General features: G+C 70.1%; 23 protein-coding genes and 1 tRNA gene. 9 read left to right on the forward strand and 15 right to left on the reverse strand.

What is annotated here, in order from left to right; genetic code table 11:
• The first annotated feature begins 3 nt into the window (after positions 1-3).
• Genes QSK36_RS11575 through QSK36_RS11590 form a run of 4 tightly spaced genes read left to right on the forward strand, consistent with a single transcriptional unit; the run spans position 4 to position 3,302 of the window.
• A complete protein-coding gene (locus tag QSK36_RS11575) occupies positions 4-837 on the forward strand; it encodes a prolipoprotein diacylglyceryl transferase (RefSeq protein WP_139573728.1) in 834 nt (277 codons plus the stop codon).
• Positions 834-1,385 carry a hypothetical protein gene (locus QSK36_RS11580; RefSeq protein ID WP_285782383.1) on the forward strand — a complete coding sequence of 184 codons (552 nt, stop codon included), beginning with the start codon at positions 834-836 and terminating at the stop codon, positions 1,383-1,385. The genes QSK36_RS11575 and QSK36_RS11580 overlap by 4 nt, the downstream gene beginning before the upstream one ends.
• Positions 1,382-2,950: a radical SAM protein gene (locus tag QSK36_RS11585; RefSeq protein WP_285782384.1), complete on the forward strand. Its 1,569-nt coding sequence runs from the start codon at positions 1,382-1,384 to the stop codon at positions 2,948-2,950. Before QSK36_RS11580 ends, QSK36_RS11585 begins: the two co-directional genes overlap by 4 nt.
• Positions 2,951-2,963: 13 nt before the next feature.
• Positions 2,964-3,302: a hypothetical protein gene (locus tag QSK36_RS11590; protein ID WP_225898217.1), complete on the forward strand. Its 339-nt coding sequence runs from the start codon at positions 2,964-2,966 to the stop codon at positions 3,300-3,302.
• Positions 3,303-3,353: 51 nt separating this feature from the next.
• On the opposite strand, the gene QSK36_RS11595 is transcribed toward QSK36_RS11590, so the two are convergent.
• Together QSK36_RS11595 and QSK36_RS11600 are read right to left on the reverse strand one after the other, a co-directional pair.
• The gene (locus tag QSK36_RS11595) at positions 3,354-4,406 is read right to left on the reverse strand and encodes a protein kinase family protein (RefSeq protein ID WP_285782385.1); all 1,053 of its coding nucleotides are present in this window, start codon (positions 4,404-4,406) and stop codon (positions 3,354-3,356) included.
• 76 nt (positions 4,407-4,482) lie between these two features.
• Positions 4,483-5,148, reverse strand: a complete 666-nt coding sequence (locus QSK36_RS11600) for a helix-turn-helix transcriptional regulator (protein WP_183537873.1) — start codon at positions 5,146-5,148, stop codon at positions 4,483-4,485.
• A gap of 82 nt (positions 5,149-5,230) precedes the next feature.
• On the opposite strand from QSK36_RS11600, the gene QSK36_RS11605 reads away from it, so the two are divergent.
• Together QSK36_RS11605 and QSK36_RS11610 are read left to right on the forward strand one after the other, a co-directional pair.
• Positions 5,231-6,106 carry an oxidoreductase gene (locus QSK36_RS11605; RefSeq protein WP_285782386.1) on the forward strand — a complete coding sequence of 292 codons (876 nt, stop codon included), beginning with the start codon at positions 5,231-5,233 and terminating at the stop codon, positions 6,104-6,106.
• A 386-nt stretch (positions 6,107-6,492) separates the two neighbouring features.
• Positions 6,493-7,674: an ATP-binding protein gene (locus QSK36_RS11610; protein ID WP_142567879.1), complete on the forward strand. Its 1,182-nt coding sequence runs from the start codon at positions 6,493-6,495 to the stop codon at positions 7,672-7,674.
• Positions 7,675-7,779: 105 nt separating this feature from the next.
• Here the strand turns inward: QSK36_RS11610 and QSK36_RS11615 are convergent, their stop codons facing one another.
• Both QSK36_RS11615 and QSK36_RS11620 read right to left on the reverse strand, forming a co-directional pair.
• On the reverse strand, positions 7,780-8,610 hold the full coding sequence (locus QSK36_RS11615; protein ID WP_285782387.1) for a MauE/DoxX family redox-associated membrane protein: 831 nt from the start codon (positions 8,608-8,610) through the stop codon (positions 7,780-7,782).
• 3 nt (positions 8,611-8,613) lie between these two features.
• Positions 8,614-9,609 carry a hypothetical protein gene (locus QSK36_RS11620; RefSeq protein WP_285782388.1) on the reverse strand — a complete coding sequence of 332 codons (996 nt, stop codon included), beginning with the start codon at positions 9,607-9,609 and terminating at the stop codon, positions 8,614-8,616.
• A gap of 260 nt (positions 9,610-9,869) precedes the next feature.
• Here QSK36_RS11620 and QSK36_RS11625 point away from each other — a divergent pair, with 260 nt between their 5' ends.
• Positions 9,870-10,370, forward strand: a complete 501-nt coding sequence (locus QSK36_RS11625; protein WP_285782723.1) for a SigE family RNA polymerase sigma factor — start codon at positions 9,870-9,872, stop codon at positions 10,368-10,370.
• A 3-nt stretch (positions 10,371-10,373) separates the two neighbouring features.
• Here QSK36_RS11625 and QSK36_RS11630 read toward each other — a convergent pair whose 3' ends face one another.
• Together QSK36_RS11630 and QSK36_RS11635 are read right to left on the reverse strand one after the other, a co-directional pair.
• Positions 10,374-11,399 carry a thermonuclease family protein gene (locus QSK36_RS11630; protein ID WP_183537870.1) on the reverse strand — a complete coding sequence of 342 codons (1,026 nt, stop codon included), beginning with the start codon at positions 11,397-11,399 and terminating at the stop codon, positions 10,374-10,376.
• 137 nt (positions 11,400-11,536) lie between these two features.
• On the reverse strand, positions 11,537-12,034 hold the full coding sequence (locus tag QSK36_RS11635; RefSeq protein WP_183537869.1) for a MarR family winged helix-turn-helix transcriptional regulator: 498 nt from the start codon (positions 12,032-12,034) through the stop codon (positions 11,537-11,539).
• A gap of 98 nt (positions 12,035-12,132) precedes the next feature.
• Here QSK36_RS11635 and QSK36_RS11640 point away from each other — a divergent pair, with 98 nt between their 5' ends.
• The gene (locus tag QSK36_RS11640; RefSeq protein ID WP_183537868.1) at positions 12,133-12,696 is read left to right on the forward strand and encodes a YceI family protein; all 564 of its coding nucleotides are present in this window, start codon (positions 12,133-12,135) and stop codon (positions 12,694-12,696) included.
• Between the two features lie 209 nt (positions 12,697-12,905).
• Positions 12,906-12,995: transfer RNA gene (locus tag QSK36_RS11645), tRNA-Ser, on the forward strand.
• 88 nt (positions 12,996-13,083) lie between these two features.
• Here QSK36_RS11645 and QSK36_RS11650 read toward each other — a convergent pair.
• From QSK36_RS11650 to QSK36_RS11690, 9 genes are all read right to left on the reverse strand, one after another.
• Positions 13,084-14,433, reverse strand: coding sequence for a tyrosine-type recombinase/integrase (locus QSK36_RS11650; protein WP_285782389.1), 1,350 nt, complete (start codon positions 14,431-14,433; stop codon positions 13,084-13,086).
• Positions 14,433-14,612 carry a helix-turn-helix domain-containing protein gene (locus tag QSK36_RS11655; protein ID WP_285782390.1) on the reverse strand — a complete coding sequence of 60 codons (180 nt, stop codon included), beginning with the start codon at positions 14,610-14,612 and terminating at the stop codon, positions 14,433-14,435. The genes QSK36_RS11650 and QSK36_RS11655 overlap by 1 nt, the downstream gene beginning before the upstream one ends.
• On the reverse strand, positions 14,609-16,183 hold the full coding sequence (locus QSK36_RS11660; RefSeq protein ID WP_285782724.1) for a replication initiator: 1,575 nt from the start codon (positions 16,181-16,183) through the stop codon (positions 14,609-14,611). The genes QSK36_RS11655 and QSK36_RS11660 overlap by 4 nt, the downstream gene beginning before the upstream one ends.
• An 89-nt stretch (positions 16,184-16,272) precedes the next feature.
• A complete protein-coding gene (locus QSK36_RS11665) occupies positions 16,273-16,428 on the reverse strand; it encodes a hypothetical protein (protein ID WP_285782391.1) in 156 nt (51 codons plus the stop codon).
• Positions 16,425-17,852, reverse strand: coding sequence for an FtsK/SpoIIIE domain-containing protein (locus QSK36_RS11670; RefSeq protein WP_285782392.1), 1,428 nt, complete (start codon positions 17,850-17,852; stop codon positions 16,425-16,427). Before QSK36_RS11670 ends, QSK36_RS11665 begins: the two co-directional genes overlap by 4 nt.
• Positions 17,853-17,939: 87 nt before the next feature.
• Positions 17,940-18,269: a hypothetical protein gene (locus tag QSK36_RS11675; protein WP_285782393.1), complete on the reverse strand. Its 330-nt coding sequence runs from the start codon at positions 18,267-18,269 to the stop codon at positions 17,940-17,942.
• Entirely contained in the window at positions 18,269-18,538 is a 270-nt protein-coding gene (locus QSK36_RS11680) for a hypothetical protein (RefSeq protein WP_285782394.1), read from the reverse strand. Before QSK36_RS11680 ends, QSK36_RS11675 begins: the two co-directional genes overlap by 1 nt.
• Positions 18,538-18,951, reverse strand: coding sequence for a plasmid replication, integration and excision activator (locus QSK36_RS11685; protein WP_285782395.1), 414 nt, complete (start codon positions 18,949-18,951; stop codon positions 18,538-18,540). Before QSK36_RS11685 ends, QSK36_RS11680 begins: the two co-directional genes overlap by 1 nt.
• Before the next feature lie 172 nt (positions 18,952-19,123).
• Positions 19,124-19,591, reverse strand: a complete 468-nt coding sequence (locus QSK36_RS11690) for a hypothetical protein (RefSeq protein ID WP_285782396.1) — start codon at positions 19,589-19,591, stop codon at positions 19,124-19,126.
• Positions 19,592-19,631: the final 40 nt, after the last annotated feature.

Below are 19,631 nucleotides of genomic sequence, written 5' to 3' on the forward strand. Positions count from 1 at the left end.
GTCGTGCTTGAGCAACTGCGTTTCGGCGGGGTGACCGTGCCGACCCACGCGTTCTTCGTGGGTCTCGGCGTGATCCTCGCGAGCGTGGTGTTCGTCCTTGAGGCGCGGCGCCGGGGGGCTTTGCGGGAGGAGTCGCTCGTCGCCGTCACCGGCGCGCTGGTCGGCGGGGCGATAGGCATGCGGCTGTCCGGCTGGGCCGAGCATCTCGACCCCGCGCTCAACCCCGGCCTTCTCGAGGCGTGGATGTTCGGCGCCCGGAGCATCCTCGGTGGCCTGACCGGCGCATACGTCGGGGTGCTGGTGGCGAAACGGCTGATCGGCTACCGGGAGCGGACCGGCGACCTGTTCGCGCCCGCCGTCGCGCTCGGCATGGCCGTCGGCCGCATCGGCTGCTTCCTCACGGAGGCCCCCGGCCGTCCCACGAGCCTTCCCTGGGGCGTCCACGCGCCCGCCACCGTTCCGGAGTGCCCCGGCTGCGTGTCCGGGCAGGCCATGCACCCGTCGTACCTGTACGAGACCGTCTTCCAGCTCGCCGCCTTCGGCGCGTTGCTGTGGGCGCGGAGCCGGGTCGACAGGCCGGGCGAGCTGTTCACCCTGTATCTGGGCGCGTACGCCGTCTTCCGGTTCCTCGTCGAGTTCACCAGGGCGAACGAGACGGTCTGGCTCGACCTGACCCGCCCGCAGTGGTTCCTCGTCCCGGGGCTCACGCTCCTCGCCGTCCGCCTCGGGCTCGGATATCGCAAGGGTTTCTACGATCGGCTGCTCCCCCGGCGGGGCGAGCGGCGACCGCTGTTACCGGCCGCCCGGCTGTCGCCTGCCGGCGAGGAGGAGAGATGAGCACACCCCCCGAGCCGCCCGAGCGGCCGAACGACCCGCGGCCGGGCGATCCTCCCGGCCATCCGCCCGTGCCGCCGCCTCCCGGCGCGCCGTACGGCCCGGCCGGCCCGCCGCCGTCTCAGGGCCCGGGTGGGCCACCCACTCAGAGCCCGGGCGGGCCGTATGGGCCCGGTCCCGGCGGGCCGTACGGCCCGGGTGGCCCGCGCGCGTGGCCGCCGCCCCCGCCCCCGAACACGACCGGCGTGGTCATCGCGATGACGATCGTGGGGATCGTGGCCTACGTGGTCGTCAACTTCGTGCTCTTCCTCGCGACCCTCGCGGCGGCGGACGGAGTCGCGAGCGATCACAAGAACGTCGCGCTCATCGGTGGATCCGTGATCCTGGCTCTGATCGCGTTCGGCGGCGGAACGCTGCTGCTCCTTCTCCGCAAGCCCTGGTCGCGGGGGCTGGGGATGGGTCTGATGATCGGCTGGGCGCTCATGACGATTTTCACCGCCGGCTTCTGCACCGGCGTCAACCCCTCGCTCTACACGGACGGTGCCCTGTGACCACGGGAATGCCCCTGCGTGGAGATCGCATCCTCCGCTACGTCAACGCGTTCTGCCCACGCTGTCACGACGAGCGGCCGGACCGTCCGCTGGCGGAGGTGCCGCGCCTGTCCGGCTGGCTCGCGGTCCGCGACGGCCGGGTCTACCTGGAGCGCGGTTGCCGCACCCACGGCATGGTCAGGACCCTCTACGACGAGGACCCGGAGATCCTCGCCTACCTGGAGGAGTGGACCGCCCCCACCAAGGCGCATCTGCCCGACGTCGCGGGGAACTTCGATCCGGTCCCGGAGGCGTACCTGCGAGGGCTGCCGGAGATGCAGACCCAGCACACGTGCATCCTCCTTGAGGACGTGGCGGAGGCGTGCAACCTGCGCTGCCCGACCTGCTTCACCGACTCCTCGCCCGATCTGCGGGGGATTGTGCCGGTCCGGGAGGTGCTCGCCAACGTGGACCAGCGCCTGGCCCGCGAGAACGGCCGTCTCGACGTGCTCATGCTCAGCGGCGGCGAGCCGACCCTCCACCCCGATCTGCCCGAGTTGCTCGCCGAGCTGACGGCCCGGCCCGTCACCCGCATCCTGATCAACACGAACGGGCTCCTGGTGGCCCGGGACGACGCCCTGCTCGACCTGCTCACCGAGCACCGCGAGCGCGTCGAGGTCTACCTGCAGTACGACGGCCTGTCGGCCGAGGCGTCCCGGCACCACCGGGGTGGCGACCTGCGGCGGCTCAAGGCGGAGGCGCTGCGGCGGCTCTCCGAGCGGGAGATCTTCACGACGCTGGTCATGACGGCCTCCCTCGGAGTGAACGACGGCGAGATCGGCGACGTGGTGCGCCTGGCCCTCGACACGCCGTACGTCGGAGGGGTCTCGATCCAGCCGCAGTTCGGCTCGGGGCGGTCCGATGCGATCGACCCGATGGACCGGCTCACCCACACCGGGGTGCTCAAGCGCCTCGGCCCCCAGACGGACGGCCTGGTCACCTGGCGCGACCTGACCGCCCTGCCGTGCTCGCATCCGCACTGCTGCTCGGTCGGCTACATGATCAAGGACGACTCCGGCCAGTGGCGCTCGCTGACCGCGTTGATCGGGCACGACCGCCTCAAGGAGAACCTCGGACTCGTCTCCAACCGCATCGCCGACTCCGAGATCCCCCACCAGCTCCGCATGGCCGTGCAGGAGTCGCTGCTCGGCCTGCTGTCGGAGCAGTCGTCGCTGTCCCACCCCGAGATCGGCAAGGTCTGGCGCGACATCTGCGAGAACTGCGACCTCGGGCTGACGACCCTGCTGACGCTCGCGTCCTCCGCCCTGCCCGGGCGCAGGCGGCGGCTGCGGCGGCTGCTGGGCGAGAGGGTCGTACGCATCACGATCAAGCCCTTCATGGACATGTCCACGATGCTGGAGGAGCGCCTGGTGCAATGCTGCGTCCACGTCGGCACCCGCTCCGACCAGGACCAGTGCGCGCCGTTCTGCGCGGTGCAGGCCTGGCCCGCGCTCGCGCGTCAGCGGCTGTCCGCCGTCGCCGCGGCCGACGCCGGCGTACGGCTCCCGCTGTTGGAGATCACATGAAAGTGATGCGGCGGTGACCACCGGAGAGGGACCGGCGCCCGGCGACCGGCCGACCGGCGTCGCGTACGAGCAGGCCCTCGCGGCCCAGGCGTCCGACGGCGGGCAGGCCAAGCCGTACGATCCGCTGAAGCTGTGCGTCTACGCGACGGTGGCGCTGCTCGCCTGGCTGTTCGGGGCGTGGGCCGTGCTCGGGTTCGCGGCCCTCGGGTTCGCCGGATACTGGCGGGCCCGTCGCGCGGGGCTCACCCGGAGCAAGTGTTATCTCAGGGACACCCGGCTCGTCCTCGCCTACCTGGGACTGATCACTGTGGTCGCCGCCGCGGCCCTCGTGCTCCCGCACACGCTGCGTTAGGCGTCCCGACCACGGGCGCTGGTAACACCAGGATGCGGAGCAAGGGCGTCATCAGGCGTCGGGACCGGCCCCGCACCGAATGTGGCCGAACTCGTCCGCCGGATAGCGCGCCTGTTTGCTCTCACAGAGGCGTCGATGGAAATCGTCCATCACCGCTGCCGTTCCCGCATGCCTGTCGAGGATCACGGCGGCGGAGGCGGCGACGCCGGAACGCCTGTCGCCGTCGGCCCAGCCCCGGACGAAGCGCCGCCGGTCCGCGCCACCGCGAACCCGCTCGGCGAGGTGCTGGTTCACCAAGTGGGCCATGACGTAGTCGTGGTCGTAGTCCCGATGCGTGCGGTGGAAGTCCGACTCCGAGGCGGAGAGCTCGAAACGGGAGCTGAGCGCGAGACCGAAGTCGGAGAAGTACAGGTGGTCTCCGTCCGTCAGGACGTTGCGGAAGTGCGCGTCGAAGTGGATCAGGCGCCGGCTTCTCATGAAGGCGACACCCTCGGCCAGTTCCCTCTCCACGTCGGGGAACGCCGAGACCTCCTTGCCGGCGAGCCAGGAGCCCAAGGTGTGCGGGATGTGCTCCAGGAAGACGGCGATGCTCATGGTGGAGCGTTCAAGCGCCTCCAAACGCCTTCGGACGGCTGGTGCGCCGTCCCAGTGCGCCACGGCGCCCTCCAGGCCGCCGAACTCCGAGAACAGTCCGGTAGGAGGGGCAGGGACGGGCAGCACCCGCCAGTGGTACGCCAACGGGAAGCCGGCGAACTCGCCGGCCAGGACCCAGTTGGTCGCCATCTGATGGACGGCCAGTTCACGCCAGGCCCCGAACCCCGCCGACCCCACGCCGTACTGGTAGAAGCCCGGCAGCCCGAACACGTTCCGGGTGGACATGCGGTTGCCGGGGTGAAGTTCGAGGTCGGTCAGAGGGATCCGCTTGACGAAGATCCGTGCGCTCTCGACGTCCAGGACGGCCGACGTTCCGCCGATGCCGGTGCCCAGCGGGGTGGCCTCCAGTAAGAGCGCGGCGAGCCGGTGGTCGCTCATCAGGGCGAGCGCGGTGGACACCTTGGCATAGGCGGCGACACGTGCCAGGCGCCGCCGCTCCGGATATGCCATCGGTGCCCCTCTCTCCACATCGGCCCCCTGGCACTGATCGTCGCACTGTCGGCGGGGTCGAGGGTCGGGGTCGACGCTATCCCGTGAGCCCGAGTTCGCCCGCGCGCAGTCCGGCCTGGAAGCGTGAGCCGGCCTCCAGCGCGTCCATGAGCTCCGCGACACGCCTGCGGTAGGTACGCAACGACAGGCCGAGATGCCGCGCCGCGGTCTCGTCGGTGTAACCCGCGCCGAGCGCGCGCAGGACGGCCCGGCTGTCGTCGTCGAGGTTCGGCGCGTCGCCGCGCAGGTAGGCGGTCAGCTCGGTGGCGGCGTCCCAGGCGGCCGCGAACAGGGAGTACACGCCGTTGACCAGGGTGGGTGAGGTGGTCACGGTGTACTCGCGGGGGCCGGGCGCGTCGCGTCCCGCGAGGATCATCACGCGACGGTCGATGACGATCGTCTCGTGCGGCAGCGGTGTGGAGCTGATGCGCACCTCGACGCCGGTGGTCATGACCTCGCGCAGGTGCGCCCGCGCGGCCTCGTCGGCGAGGGCGACGGGGGTGAACAGCTTCTTGACGGCCAAGCCGGAGGCGCCGGGGCCGGGCATCCGCCGGGCCACGGACTGCCGTGCCTCGGGCCGCGACCACGTGTCGAGATCGCGGGCCGCGCACACGAACTCGTGCCGGGCACCGGTGAACAGATGACCGGCGCGGGCCACGAGCTCCGCATCGCCGCGGACCGTGATGACCTTATCGGCTGTCACCCACTCATTATGACCCCGCCGGACGTGGCAGCTTGCTGCCACCGCGTTGGCCGTCGTCCTCGGCCGCACGAGGCTGACGGGTATGACGACGAACACGAACGCCGCGCTCGGCGGCACGTTCCTCCTCGGCGGCGACCTTCCCGTTCACCGGCTGGGCTTCGGGGCCATGCGGCTGCCGACCGGCACCTTCCAGGGCGCCGTCCGCGATCCGGAGACGGGCGTCGCCGTGCTGCGCCGCGCCGTCGAGCTCGGCGTGGACCACATCGACACGGCCTGGTTCTACCGGAGAGGGGGCGTGGCGGCCAACGACCTGATCCGCCGGGCGCTCGCACCGTACGGGGACGACCTGGTGATCGCGACCAAGGTCGGCCCCCTGCTCGACGAGACCGGCGTGCCGGGCGGCGAGGCCGGCCCGGCCGAGCTGCGCGGGCTGGTGGAGGACAACCTGCGCACCCTCGGCGTGGAGCGGCTCGACCTCGTCTACCTGCGGGTCGGCGGCCTGCACCCCCCGGGCGGCGAATCGATCTCCGAGAGGTTCGCGGTCCTCGCCGAGCTTCGCGAGGAGGGGCTGATCCGGCATCTGGGCGTCAGCAACGTCGACGCCGCCCAGTTGGACGAGGCACTGGCGATCGCCCCGGTGGCCGCCGTGCAGAACAGTTTCCACGTGCAGGACCGGGGCGACACCGAGCTCCTGGCCCGGTGCGAGAAGGACGGCATCGCGTTCGTGCCCTTCTTCCCGCTCGGCGGCGGGTTGCGACCCATCGACCAGAAACGCCTGACGGCGGTGATGCGGCGCCACGGGGCCGCCGCCGCACAGATCGCGCTCGCGTGGCTGCTGGCGACCTCGCCCGCGGTGCTCGCGATCCCCGGTACGGGGTCCCTCGACCATCTGGAGGAGAACATGGGGGCGGGACGGATCCGGCTGACGCCGGAGGACTTCGCCGCCCTTGAGTCTTAGCCCCGCGGGGTCGGTGCGCGGTCTGGGGGAGCCGGCGAACGACGGCGTTTGACGGTGCTTTCGTGGAAAGCTCGCGCAGGTGTTCGATGACGCGCTACAGTCATGGCCATCGGATCGAACACGGGTTCGGTCGAGTCCTGGCAGGTAAGGGGTGTGTGATGGCTGTGCCCACGGTGTCCGCCGCCCCCGTCTCAGTCCTCGCCGTTCCCGTGGCCTTCGATCCGGTCGTGCCCTCCCCGGCTCCGCCCGCTGTCGTCCCGGTCGTCCCGGTTCAGGCTCCGCCCACCGCCGGGCGGTGCGTGCCGCGGCCGCGCCGGGCGACACGCCGTAGCGCTCTCTACGGAAATCTACGACGGCCGCTATATCCCGTCATAAAGTCCGAGAGCGTGGACCCCGTGCGCAATCCCTACGCCCCCGGCGCCGGCCAGCGCCCCCCGGAACTCGCCGGACGCGACCGCGAACTGCAGCAGTTCGAGATCGTGCTGGAGCGGGTGGCCCGGGGCCGCCCGGAGCGGAGCATGGTCCTCACCGGCCTGCGTGGCGTGGGCAAGACCGTCCTGCTCAACACGTTCAAGTCCATGGCCATGCAGCGGCTGTGGGGCACCGGCAAGATCGAGGCCAGGCCCGACCAGTCGATCCGCCGCCCGGTGGCCGCCGCGCTGCACATGGCCATCAGGGAGCTCGCCCCCCGGCACCGCGCCCCCGAGCGCATCGAGGAGTTCCTCGGCGTGCTCAAGGCGTTCGCGATGCGCGATCCCGCCGCGGCGAAGGGCACCTCGCACTGGTCGCCCGGCATCGACGTGCCCGCCGCGCGCGGCCGGGCCGACTCCGGCGACCTGGAGATCGACCTGACCGAGCTGTTCGTCGACGCCGCGGGCGTGGCGACGGACCTCGGCGTCGGCATCGCGTTGTTCATCGACGAGATGCAGGACGTGCAGGCGCCGGACGTCTCGGCCCTGTGCGCGGCCTGCCACGAGCTGTCGCAGAACGGCGGCCCGCTGATCGTCGTCGGCGCCGGCCTGCCCCACCTGCCGAGCGTGCTGTCGGCGAGCAAGAGCTACTCCGAGCGGCTGTTCCGGTACGCGCGCATCGACCGGCTGGACCGGGACGCCGCCGATCTGGCGCTCATCGCCCCGGCCGCTCGTGAGGACGTCGAGTTCACCCCCGACGCGCTCGACGCGTTGTACGAGGCGGCCGACGGCTACCCCTACTTCGTCCAGGCGTACGGCAAGGTCGCCTGGGATCTCGCCCCGCGCAGTCCGATCACGGCCGAGGACATCAAGGTGTCCGCCCCGGAGGCCGAGGAGGAGCTCGCGGTGGGCTTCTTCGGCAGCCGATACGAGCGGGCCACCCCCGCCGAGCGGGACTACATGCACGCCATGGCCCAGCTCGGCGACGACCCGGTGCCGACCGCCGAGGTGGCCGAGACGCTGGGCCGCAAGCCGTCGAGCCTGTCCCCGGCCCGCGACAGCCTGATCAAGAAGGGCCTGATCTACAGCGCCGAGCGCGGCGTGATCGGGTTCACCGTTCCGCATTTCGGGAGGTTCCTCCGCGCGCAGCCGCTGTGAGCGGCGCGCCCATCGACCTCTCTACGGCTTTCTAGAGGGGAAGCTAGAGAGCCGTAGAGAGTTGAAGTGAAAGTCCTCGATGCGGGAATCTACGCTTGTATAGCGTCAGGCCGATACAGGCGTAGATTCCCGCAGAGAGGCATCGTCGCGATCGCCGGGCGCGGCCACCTGGCCGTCGGCGCCGACCACGACGGCGCGTACGGCGGGCCGCCGGCCGCCGAGATGCACGGCGAACACGACCTCCGCGTCGCCCTGAGCGGGGAAGACGAAGAAGCGCCAGCACAGTTCACGCCACATGTCGGACGGCTCGTCCGCCAGCAGTGTCCCCGCGTGAGCCCGCCACTCCGCGCTGGTCCGCAGGCGCGACAGTGCCCGTCCGGGCGGCGTGGGCCGCTGCTCGCACGGCGCCCGGTGACGCAGGCGGGAGACGACCCCGTCGATCTCGGGTGAGCAGGCGAGCAGCAGGGCGACCCCTCCGCCGATCCAGGGCGCCGTCTCCGCGGTGACATCAGGCAGTCCCATGACGCCCGCGGACGCGACGAGGGCCGCCATCGCGGTCAGCGCCGCGGCCCGGCCGATCGACCGCAGCCCGACCGGGGTGTCGCTCACGTCTCCGAAGCAGCCGCACCCCGCGTCCGGCCGCCGCCTGCGCAGGTCCCACAGGACGTACGTCGCCATGGCGAAGAACGCGACCGGCAGCCACCGGGCGACCGGGTGATCCACGACCAGCAGATCGGCCGCCAGCACGAACTCGACCAGGGCGCAGGCGATCATGGCCGGTCTGGCGAAGCGCTCGGGCATGAGCACCGCCGGGCCGAGCCGGGCCAGCGCGCCCGGCGACGCCTCGCGCCCGACCGTGGCCAGCTTGGCGACGCCGCCCAGCGCCAGCGTCACCACGAGGATCGGCAGCGCGGCAGCCGCGATGATCGAAAGCACCGGTCACCCCAATCCGACGCGGGCATTGAAGCAGCCCTTGGTCAAGTCTCCACCGAGCGCGACGTACGAGCACGCGGCCAGTTCCACGATCCTGCCGCGCGGGGACGTGCCGCATTCCAGGCATCGGTCGCAGAACCGCCCCGCGAGGCACCCGCACGCGACGATCGGCAGCGCGTCCGCCCGGCCGTCGCACACGTTGCGTACGCGCAGCAGCGAGCCCAGCGCGAGGTATGGCAGGCCGGCGCAGGAGACGCCGGCGTCGTCGCAGCCGGTGTCCTCGCGTTCGAGCATGGGATAGGCGACGCCCTCCGTGATGCCTTCCCCGGCGAGGTCCGCGAGGTCCGTGAAGTCCGCCCACACCGCCGTGCCCGAGATGCCCGCCTCGCTTCCTCCGTACGTCACCGTGGGCGGGGGCACGGCCGTGGCCCGGTAGGGCGGCTGCGAGGTCGCGGGCAGATGCGCGAACGACGTGCCCTGGTCGAGCAGCCCGATCGCGTCGAACAGGTAGCCCGGCTCAAGCTTGGGATGCCGCACCCGGATTCGCCCGGAGGAGCGGTAGGGCACGACGATGGAGCGTTCCCGGCGATGGGGACCGCAGTCGAGCTCGACGGTGAGGTCGCGCCGCCCGCTGACCTCCCGGATGACGCCGGTGATCCGGGTGATGTCGGCCCAGATGCGCTCGGCGACCGTGCCGCCGCGCAGCGCCCGGACGACGACCCGGGCTCCGGCCGGCAGATCGGCGGGCGCCACCGTGCCCCCGCGCCACGCGGTCGCCCACGGCGCGATCACCAGGCGCCGCTGCTCGCCGTCGGCGGTCTCGAGGATGATCAGGTGCGGGCTCACGTCGAGGAGGTCGCCGCTGACCACGTCGAACGGCTCCGTCTCCTCCCGCGACCGCGGCGCGGGCGCGGGGTCGCGGCCGAGAACCGCCGCCGCCAGCTTCCGCCTGCGCTCTCCGGCCCGGTACGGCATCGCCCCTTCCACGCTCTCCAGCCTCACATGCCGGACGGGGATGGAGAGGCGGTTTTCCGGGCGATGGTGGCGTCCGGGATCAATATTCCTCCTCCCGGTGCAAGGCGTTGCCACCTGTTTCGGGCAAACCACTGCCCGACAGGACGTACGGCACGCGTGACGGGCCGCCACCCGGCTTGCCCGCTCTTTGCCCAGGCGGGTGCGAAACCTGGATTTCGGTTCAGCCGGATCCAGGGGCGCGGCTGCGATTCTGGCACGAGATGCCTCTCTGGCCGGGTTGGTGATCCCTGATCGTGAACCATGAGGAGTTCCGCACGTACGTCCAGTCTCGCGGGGCGGCCCTGCTCCGCGTGGCCAACCAGTTGACCGGCAACCCCAGCGACGCCGAGGACCTCCTGCAGACCGCCCTCGCGCGTACGTACCTCGCGTGGGACCGCATCCGCGACCGGTCGTCGCTCGACGGCTACGTGCGGAGGGCGATGGTGAACATCAACATCTCCTGGTGGCGGCGGCGCAAGCTGGAGGAATACCCCTCCGAGGAGCTTCCCGACGTACCGGTGCAGCAGGACGCGCGGCACCGGTACGACGAGCTGGAGCGGGCGCTCGACCGTCTCCCCGCCCGGCAGCGTACGGCGATCGTGCTGCGCTACTACGAGGACATGACCGAGCCCGAGATCGCCAGGACCCTCGGGATCAGCGTGGGCACGGTCAAGAGCTCGGTCTCGCGCGGCATGGCCAAGCTGCGCGGCGACCTGGTCGTGCCCGACGCCCGCAAGAGGGTCAACTGACTGTCACCTCTCGCAGACCACGCCGTCGTTGTCGCGGTCCTCGTACCACACGTACTCGGGGTCGGTCCCGCGGTAGTACGGGCCGTATCCGTTGGCGTTCGCGTCCTCACAGGTGTCGTACTTGGGGTCGAGCGACCCGTTCGAAGCACTGGGGCTGGGGCTCGGCGAGGGGCTGGGCGTGGGGGTCGGGGAGGGCCGCACCGTGGCGACCGAGCCGGGAGTGGCCCCCTGCGGAATGGGCTCGAGGGAGTACGTCGTGCCGGGCGGGGCCGGGGACGCGTCCGCCGGCTCGATCGGCGCCGGGGTCGCGGCGCCGGTCCCGGACGGGACCTTGACGCTCTCACGCTTGTCATACGTGTCGGCCGCCCAGCAGCCCGACCACAATCCCAGCTTGTCGGTCTGCGCGCGCACCTGCTCCCAGTACTGCCAATCGGTGTAGCTGCGCTCGGGGAAGGAGTTAACGGTCTGGGCCAGGCCGCTCCTGACCATGTCGCCGTTGACGTAGACGCCCGTGGACGACCACAGGTAGATCAGGATGCGCCCCTGCTCGGGCACCTGCTCGGCGGCCCGGACGTAGGCCGGCTTGCCCGGCGGGAGCAGGGTCATCAACCGGGCGAACGCCTCCTCGGACCAGCAGACGCCCTTGGCGGGGGCGTCCGCCTCCAGCAGGCCGATCCGAACGGTCCTGCCGCTCTCGGTGACGACATCGGCGGTGTCGCCGTCCACGACCTTCTTGACGGTCACCTGGACGGCGTCCTTCGGCACGGATTTCGGTCGCGGCGTCTTGGCCGTCGTGGTCTTCGTCGTCTTGGGGGTCGCCTTGGGGGTGATCGTCTTGGTGACGGTGACCACCGGCTGCGGGCTCGGGCTCGTCGCGGCGGGCGTCTGCGTCTGCGTCTGTGTGGGCGTCGGGCTCGGGCTCGGGCTCGGAGAGGCCGCGGCCGCGGCGAACGCGGAGGTGGAAGCGGCGACGGGAACCGCGAGGGCCGCGGTGGCGAGGACGGCGAGTGCGTGTGAGGGGAAACGCACGGGCGCTCCATGGGCTCGGGTACGGGGGACTGCGTCGGCTGTCGTGGAGCCGTTTCCTGAATTACGGAGTCCACCAGAAATCGATCGTTTACGCCAGTCCGTCCGGTCAGTTCCCTCTAATCCCGATTCCGGCGGGCTCAGCCCGTCTTGGCCCGAGGTGCCCTGCTCGCCTCCCGTACGCCTGCGGTCGCGCAGGGCCGTACGACGTCGCGGATCACGCGCAGCGCCTGCAGGAAATCGGCGAGCTGGTTTTCGGTCAGCAGCCCGGTGAACCAGGTCTCGATGTCCTCGACGTGCCGGGGGAGCACCGCCCGCAACCGTTCCGCCCCTGCCTCACTCAGCACCGCGTAGGAGGCGCGGCGGTCGCTGGCGCAGGCGTGCCGCTCGACGAGCCCGTCGCGTTCCAGACGGTCGACCACGCGGGTGATCCCACTCGTGGACAGCGACGTCTGGGCGGCGAGGTCGCTCATCCGCAGCCGTCGTTCGGGCGAACGGGCAAGGCGGATCAGGGTCTCGAAGTCGACCTCGGAGAGTCCGGCGGCGGCCAGCGTCGGGCTGGTCTTGTCCGACAGCCCGGTGTAGACCTCCGCGAACAGGCCCATCGCCGTGAGCCGGGGGTCGTCGAATGGGTCCATGACCCAAGTCTACGGCACGATAGTTGACGCGAGGAATATTTCTCGGGTAGACATTTGCTTAGTGAGACATCCGCACAGCAACAATCTGGGGAGCAGCCATGAGCATCCGTGAGTGGGAGGGCCTGAAGGTCCCGACGGCCGGCGAGTTCGCGCTGGACAAGGCCCACACGCGCGTCGGTTTCGTCGTCAAGCACATGATGGTCAGCAAGGTCCGCGGCCACTTCGCCGACTACGAGGGCAAGATCGTCATCGCCGAGAACCCGCTCGAGTCCAGCGTGGACGTCGTCATCAAGGCGGGCACGATCGAGACCGGTGCGGCCGACCGCGACGGCCACCTGCGGAGCGACGACTTCCTGAGCGCCGACAAGTTCCCCGAGATCACCTTCCGCAGCAAGCGGGTGAGCGACCTGTCGGGCAACGAGTTCACGCTCGTCGGCGACCTCACGGTCCGTGACGTGACCAAGGAGGTCAAGCTCAAGGTCGAGTTCAACGGCGCAGCCAACAACCCGTGGGGTCAGGAGATCTTCGGGTTCGGCGCGGAGACCGAGATCGACCGCGAGGAGTACGGTCTGACCTGGAACCAGGCCCTGGAGACCGGCGGCGTCCTCGTCGGCAAGAAGGTCAAGATCGAGATCGAGGGCGAGGCCGTCCGCCAGGCGTAGCCTGTGCCGACGCTGAGGCGGGTTATCCACACTGTGTGCACAGCCCTTGTCCACATCCTGTGGACAAGGGCTGTGCATCGATCAAGGGCTGTGCATCGATCCAAACGCCCCGCAGCGTGGATCCTCGGAGTGATCCAGTGCGGCACTCGGCAATCCGCTTTGCCGCCTTGGACGATCGCCGGTACGCTGTGCTGAGCAACGCGCTACCAGGAGGCTTCGCCTAGTCAGGTCTATGGCGCCGCACTGCTAATGCGGTTTGGGTCTTAAGCCCATCCGGGGTTCAAATCCCCGAGCCTCCGCAGTTCAGAGCCCCTCTCGTCCTCACCGACGAGAGGGGCTTTTTGATCTCCAAAGGGCCTCTAGTTGCAGTTCTAGTTGCAGTTGCCCTCAGTCCTCGCCCCACAGGGCCGCCCCCATGCGCTCGCTGGCGTCCTTCACCTGGGGGCTGGCGATGTGGGTGTAACGCTCAGTGGTCGTCACTCGCGCGTGGCCGAGGATCTCTTGAACGACCCGGATGTGGACGCCCTGCTCGACGAGGAGCGTCCCGGCGGTGTGGCGGGCGTCGTGGAGGCGGGCTTCCCTGACCCCGGCCTGGCGTAGGAGCGCCTTCCACATCTTGTAGTCCTCGCTGCGCTCCATCGGCCGGCCCCGGCGAGTCGGGAAGAGCAGGTCGTGATCCTCCCAGAGTTCGCCCGCCTCCGCCCGTTCGGCGTCCTGGCGCTTCTTGTGCTCACGGAGGATCGGAAGCAGTTCGGGCGGGCACTGGAGAGTCAGTCTGCTGCGGCCCTTGCGTTGCCGAAAGACGATGCCGCCGCCCGTACGCTTCGGGCATCGGTCGGCGTGGCCGGTGCAGTCCTTCGCGCATGTCCTCGACGGGCAGACGTGGCCGCGTCTCGTGCAGCTCTGTGGACAGTCGGGGTCGTGCTTGTGGATTCTGCACCGCGGCTTGCACGGCCAGCGGTGCCACTCCTTGCCGCACTCGTGAGGGTCGTCGCAGCCGTGCTTCCACGGTGCCCGCTGTGCCTGGTACCAGGCTTTGATCACGCCGGTCTGCAGGTCAACGAACGACCAGCGGAGGCCGAGCGCTTCGCCCTGGCGAATGCCGAGGGACAGTGCCACCGACCAGCGAGCCGCGTTCCGCCGCGACTTGGCCGCCTCCAGGATCTTACGCGCCTCGTTCCGCGTCAGCGGCTCCAGATCAGGGTCAGCGGCGACCGGCGCGTCCACGAGCGTGGCGATGTTCCTGGTGACCTTGCTTCGCCGTACGGCGATCTTCAGAGCGCGGGACAGGATGCGATGCACTTTGAGGACGGTGCTCGACGAGCGGCCCTGCTCCAGCATCGTCGCGTACGCCTTGTCGAGGTGCTCAGGGGCGAGCCGGTCGAGGCGGTGACGGCCGAGCAGCGGAATGATCCAGTGACGGGTCTTGGACCGGTAGTCGTCGAGGGTCCGAGGCGCCATCTTGCCCGAGGCCACGAGCCGTTCGCAGATCACGTCGAGGTATTCGGTCATCCACTCGGCGACGGTCGGGACCTTGCCCGGCTTAGCTACCTGTCCGGTCCCGCGCTTGCCCTCCAGCTCTTGGACCTTGCGCGTGACCTCCGCCTCCGACTTCCCCATCCGGTGACGTCGATCAGGGGAGCCATCCGGCTTGATGCCCACGGTCACCCAGCCATGCCAGTAACCATCCTGGCCCAGGTAGATGGACGAGCGCCCGTTCGGTTTGCGGTCGGCCATCACGCCGCCTCGTTCAGACGCCGGGCGAACTCCTGGAGGGCGTCAGCCGGGACGAGGCGGTACCCGTCGTACTTGATCGAGCGAAGCTCACCGCTCTTGATCAGCCGGAAGACCGCCGTACGGCTCATGCCGAGGATGACCGCCGCGTCCTTGGGCCGGTAGAAGAGTCTGTCCATCATGCTGCCCTCCCTTCAGTTGCCGAAAGAACTCGTCCGTCTGCCTCGGCCTGGAGCCGGTCGAGGTGATTGCGCCAGCGCTGGCGTTCGTGGACCGACCGCAGGAGCCGCACGCCGATGGGGGCCAACTCGGGATCACCGGGCTTGACGGGTCGCCAGAGGTAGCGGTGGGGGTCAACCGGCGCGTCTTCGACGCCGAGGGCTTCCAGGACCCAGGTACGGCGGTCCTGCTTGTGCTCGGTCAGGGTCTTGTTGGACCACTTCCGGGAGACCAGGACGCGGCGGCCCGCGTAGCCGAGGTGATCGGGCTTGTGCGCCTTGCCCTTGCACCGGCCGGGAGCCATCCCCGCTTTGGCGCCCTTGGGCTGCACCCCGTACCGCAGCCAGTTCGGGCAGGTCGGCGAGCACGGTTCGAACCGCAGGGCGTCGAGCAACCGTTCGGCGTGTGCCTTGCGGCGAGGGTCGTCGGTGCCGAGGGCGTCGCCGAGGCTCTTGGTGAGGTACTTGGACAGGTAGCCGATGAGCTGGTCGGCGTCCGGGGTCCCGGCGAGCACGCCTTTGACGTCCATCTGGTCGCCGAAGCGGAGCACGTGCAGGGATTCGGCCTCGTCATCCTGGTCGAGGGCGTCGAGTGCCTGTTCCCAGGTTGGCAGGACCTCGCCCGTGGTGGGGTCGAGGTAGCCGGCCCCGTCCTCCCAGACCGGCAGGTGCTCCCCCTCGAACCGGACGTCGTCGGCAGGGGGCCACCACACCTGGTGGTAGGTGGCCGCGATGATCTGCCGCAGCTCCGCACGCGGAAGGGTGCCGCGGATCGCCATGTGCAGGTGGGGTGCGAGCCGCTTCTGTGGCTCGACGGTGGCGAAGTACTGCACGTCGTATCCGGCGACCCGGCGGAGGTTCTGCACGAAGCGGTCGACGAGCTTGGAGAAGTGCAGCGCGTCGCGGGCCGCCCGCGAGTAGTCGTAGGCGTCCGGATTGATCGGCGCACCCTCCAGCACCCGCCCGTAGGAGGGGAGGGTGAGGGTGACGAACATCGAGGGCCGGTAGACCTTGCCGTCGGAGCCGGTGAAGGTCCGTCCGAGGGTGGTCTTGGTCATCTGCCGCTTGGGCAGGTCCGGGGCGTCCTGCCGCCGCTTCGTGGAACGGGACCGCTTCCCGCTGGTCCGGCCGAGGACGTTGCCGCGCATCCCGGTGGCGTTGATCTCCTCGTCCAGCTCGACGATCGCGGCGTCTAGGTCAGCGGTATCCCCGCCGGCCTTTTCCGTCTCGTCCCGCCAGGCTTGGACGTCGGCCCGCAGCTCCACGAGGTGCCGCTGATACTCGTCGGCGTTATCGGGGAGGTTGACCGGTTCGTGGTCGAGGTGCCAGCCCTCCCGGCACTGCGCCCGCCGAAGCTGCCGGTTGCGCTTGGCACACGGCGGGCACTTGTCCTCCAGCGTCGCCCCGCAGGGGACGTCGATGACCTCGGTCTGTCCGGTGAGGATGTCCTGCCGCCGCAGCGGAACCGGCCGGATGCACACCCCGTACTGCTTGGCGATCTCTTCGACCACGTCCCGCGCCAGCGGTTGAGCCATCCGGACGGCCCGAGGTGTGGACCGGTCGTTGGGCCGAGCGGGGGAGATCGACTGCTCTCCCCTGGCCTGGTGGGCGTCGGTGAGGTCGGTCAACTGTCCTCCCTTCCGGGCTCGGGGATGGTGAGGGCGGTCTGGCCGCATTCGTGGCACTCGACCAGGCCACGGATGGGGTCGAGCCACAGGGCGTTGAGCGCGCCACAGACCGAGCAGCGCAGCCCGTCGAGGAAGTGCGCCAGGCTGTTCATGCGGCCTCGCTTCGACCGCTGTACTCGGCGACCATCTCGCGAATGTCGAGGTCGGAGACGTATGCGGCCCGGACGCGCACGGGGTCGGGGGAGGTTTCCAGCCGGATGTAGCCGACGCCCGCGCCGCGTTCGGGGACGGGTGAGATGTGGTCGGCGAGTGCGCCCCGGTCGCGTGCCCCGTCGCCGAGGACCATGTCCACCTGTTCCGACTCGTCCAGCCGGAGGGCGATCTTGTCGGGGAACAGGTTGCGGATGTTCATGACCTCTTTGCGGGGGTCCTGGAGCGCGGCCATGACTCCGACGCCGACCGCCCGGCCCTGCGTGGTGAGCGTGGCGAGGGCCGCCGTGATGCGCTGCCTCAGGTGCTTGTCTGACTGGTAGGCGGTGAGGAACGCCACCTCGTCGACGAGCACCAGGACGAACGGGTCCGCGACGGTTGGTGTGTGGGAGCGCTGGAGGCCGGCGAACCGGTCGGCCCGCTCCTGCATCACGCACACGGCGTCATCGAGCAGGTCGGCGCACTCCTTCGGATCAGCGGCGTACCGGGCGCCGAACAGGGGACGGCCGAAGGACAGTTCCATCCGCTTGGGGTCGAGCGCCCAGACCTGCACCAGCCCAGCCCGCATCGCGGGAAGCAGGCCGCGGATTGTCGACCACAGCCACGAGCCCTTACCGGCCCCGGTCGCCCCAGCGATCAGGACATGCGTGCCATGGACCTTGAGCCGGTACGGCGTGCCGTCCTCGCACCGGCCGATCTCCACCGGCCCGACATCTGCCACCTCGGGGATGGGCACGGCGGGCAGGGGTTCGGCGAGTGAGTCGCGGCGGGGGAAGGTGAGGACGAGCCGCCCGGCCTTGGCGACGGCGACGCGGCAGGAGGGGGCGCCGAAGCCGTGGGCGAGGTGGTCGGTGCGGTCGGCCCAGTCCTTGACGGCCTGCCCGGACAACATGCGCACGGTGACGCGGTCGGCCCAGCCGTCGCACTCCACCCGCACCAGGCGGGGCAGGTAGTCGCGGCCCCGGATGTGCCGCCCGAGCCCGGACACGACCATGACCGGTTGCCAGTGCCGCCGGTAGACGGTGACGAGCCGCCACCAGGCCAACAATGGCCAGCCGACCAGGCGCAGGAACGAGGCCCGATCCAGCAGCAGCCACGACAGCCCGGCCGAGGGCAGGAACCCGGCCAGGACGAGAGCTTGGCGCCAGCCGTACAGGGTCCACACGACACCGAAGGCGACCGGGACGGCTACCGCGACCGGATGCCGGACGACCAGGCGGACCAGGCCCGCGAACAGGCGGGACAGCCAGACCACGATGGTGACGATGGCGGGCGTCTTGACGACGGCCGGGCGGAAGACCACGGCCGTGTCCGGGGTGGTGGAGACGAGGGTACGCGTCTCGTCGCCAGGCAGTTTTCGGAACATTAGACTTCGTGTCCTCTCGTGATTTCGCAGTCAGGGAGAGTTGAGGGGCCGCCGGAAGTTGCCGCTTCCTGCGGCCCCGCTTGCATCTCAGGCCGCCGTCTCGCCGACGACGGACGTGGTGAGCTGCTCGGAGTCGGCCGACTGGTCGGCGTGCATGCGCTCGCAGTCGGCCAGGTACCGCGCGGCGGCGTTGAAGATCTGCCGCGCGACCTCCACGTCTCCGGCGGTGACCGGTCCGGCCCCGGTGGTCGAGACCGTCACGTCCGCCTCGCCTGACTCCAGCGACAGGAACGGCCGCCCGGACTCCAGCACCCGAGCACCCGCCCGCAGGACCGGCGTGTAGAACGAGACACCGATGCGCGGACGGCGTCCGGGGTCGATCGACATCGACACGTGGGTGTAGGGACTGTGTGCCATCAGGCCACCCCGCGACCGTTGGCCAGGCCGTGAAACCGCCGCTCGACCGACCGGGCGAACGAGGCCGCCTCACGGGCGAGCTGCCGGGCGAACTCGACATCGGCCGGGCTGACCTGGTCACTGTCGGAGGTGGTCACCAGGACCGAGGTCGCGCCGAAGTCCAGCGCCAGCACCGGGGTACGGGCCGGGTACGGCATGGTCTTGGCCGAGGCGCCGCCCCCGGTGTTGAGGCTGATCACGGCAGAGGGCCGCACCGTCCGACGCCCCATCACGCCGCGTCCTTCGCAGCGTTGCCGGTCTTGCCGGCGGTGCCCGTGCGCGGGGCCCGCATCGCCCGAGCCGAGATCGAGTAGGCCAGCCGCCCCGTCGCCTGATGGACGTACGGCTTGACCTCCAGCCCTTCGAACTCGGCCGGGGCCAGCGGCACCCCGGGCAGCGACGGCGGGACGACCGGCTGAACCTCGGCGAGGATCTTCACGGTCACCGTCTTCTGCGCGGCCTTGAGCGAGGGGTCGGCGTCCATCACCGGGACCTGCCAGACCGGGAGTCCGGTCAGCTTGTCCTTGGCCTGGGTGTCCCGCTTGGCGTCGAAGTCCTTCGCCGCGGTCACCTCGCCCACGACGTAGCAGCCGTGCGGGAACAGCAGCTCGAAGCTGATCGGGATGGGTCCTTGCAGTGCCATCGTTCACCACCTCCTTGTCGACCCCCCTAGACACTGGTGGCCGGTCCACCTTGGGAACTGTCTAGGGGGCTATGCGGAAGACGATAGCTTCCATCTACCCCAAGTGTCTAGGGGGGTAAACGAAAGTCGTGGGAGAGGTTGTATACCAGGGAAGTAGGGTGCGATAAGAACGTCAGATATGGGCGCGAATCTGTCGCACGGGATGTCCGAGCGCGGCACCAAGGACGGCTAGTTCCTCGTCACTGAACCAGGCGCGTTGGGGATTCCAGACGGCAATCTCGAAGCGGGCGAAGCCGCATGGCCAGTCGTATTCCAGGGCATTGAGCGATGAGTCGGCACCACAGCAAGGGGTCTTGACGGCGAGGTTCGCAAAGCCCTCGTCGAAGTAGGCGTCTAGGAGATCTTGCCACCATTCGATGTCAATCGAGGCGCCGCAGTGCGGGCAGCCAATCCTTTCCAGGTTCGCGCCACAGGCGACGACCGCGACGTTGTCGTGCCACGTCGCGTCTACTTCCGCATCCATGCCCCCTGGCTCGCCCGGAGCCAGATCCGCCATGATTGCCGCAGCACGTTCGGCCGCGTCCCGTGCGGGCTGCCAGTGTGGATCGGTCGGGATGATCGACAGGACGTCATCACTCACGGGCGTACTCGAATCGTCCGAGCCGAACCGCCGAATGGCA

The organism is Microbispora sp. NBRC 16548 (genome assembly GCF_030268985.1).
GTDB lineage: Bacteria > Actinomycetota > Actinomycetes > Streptosporangiales > Streptosporangiaceae > Microbispora > Microbispora catharanthi.

Excerpts from the sequence above, each read along its gene's own strand:
- QSK36_RS11665 (WP_285782391.1), bottom strand. The coding sequence starts at position 16,428 with ATGAACAGCCTGGCGCACTTCCTCGACGGGCTGCGCTGCTCGGTCTGT.
- QSK36_RS11650 (WP_285782389.1), bottom strand. The coding sequence starts at position 14,433 with ATGGCCGACCGCAAACCGAACGGGCGCTCGTCCATCTACCTGGGCCAG.
- QSK36_RS11635 (WP_183537869.1), bottom strand. The coding sequence starts at position 12,034 with ATGGACCCATTCGACGACCCCCGGCTCACGGCGATGGGCCTGTTCGCG.
- QSK36_RS11640 (WP_183537868.1), top strand. The coding sequence starts at position 12,133 with ATGAGCATCCGTGAGTGGGAGGGCCTGAAGGTCCCGACGGCCGGCGAG.
- QSK36_RS11670 (WP_285782392.1), bottom strand. The coding sequence starts at position 17,852 with ATGTTCCGAAAACTGCCTGGCGACGAGACGCGTACCCTCGTCTCCACC.
- QSK36_RS11685 (WP_285782395.1), bottom strand. The coding sequence starts at position 18,951 with ATGGCACTGCAAGGACCCATCCCGATCAGCTTCGAGCTGCTGTTCCCG.
- QSK36_RS11680 (WP_285782394.1), bottom strand. The coding sequence starts at position 18,538 with ATGGGGCGTCGGACGGTGCGGCCCTCTGCCGTGATCAGCCTCAACACC.
- QSK36_RS11675 (WP_285782393.1), bottom strand. The coding sequence starts at position 18,269 with ATGGCACACAGTCCCTACACCCACGTGTCGATGTCGATCGACCCCGGA.
- QSK36_RS11580 (WP_285782383.1), top strand. The coding sequence starts at position 834 with ATGAGCACACCCCCCGAGCCGCCCGAGCGGCCGAACGACCCGCGGCCG.
- QSK36_RS11660 (WP_285782724.1), bottom strand. The coding sequence starts at position 16,183 with ATGGCTCAACCGCTGGCGCGGGACGTGGTCGAAGAGATCGCCAAGCAG.
- QSK36_RS11605 (WP_285782386.1), top strand. The coding sequence starts at position 5,231 with ATGACGACGAACACGAACGCCGCGCTCGGCGGCACGTTCCTCCTCGGC.
- QSK36_RS11595 (WP_285782385.1), bottom strand. The coding sequence starts at position 4,406 with ATGGCATATCCGGAGCGGCGGCGCCTGGCACGTGTCGCCGCCTATGCC.
- QSK36_RS11655 (WP_285782390.1), bottom strand. The coding sequence starts at position 14,612 with ATGATGGACAGACTCTTCTACCGGCCCAAGGACGCGGCGGTCATCCTC.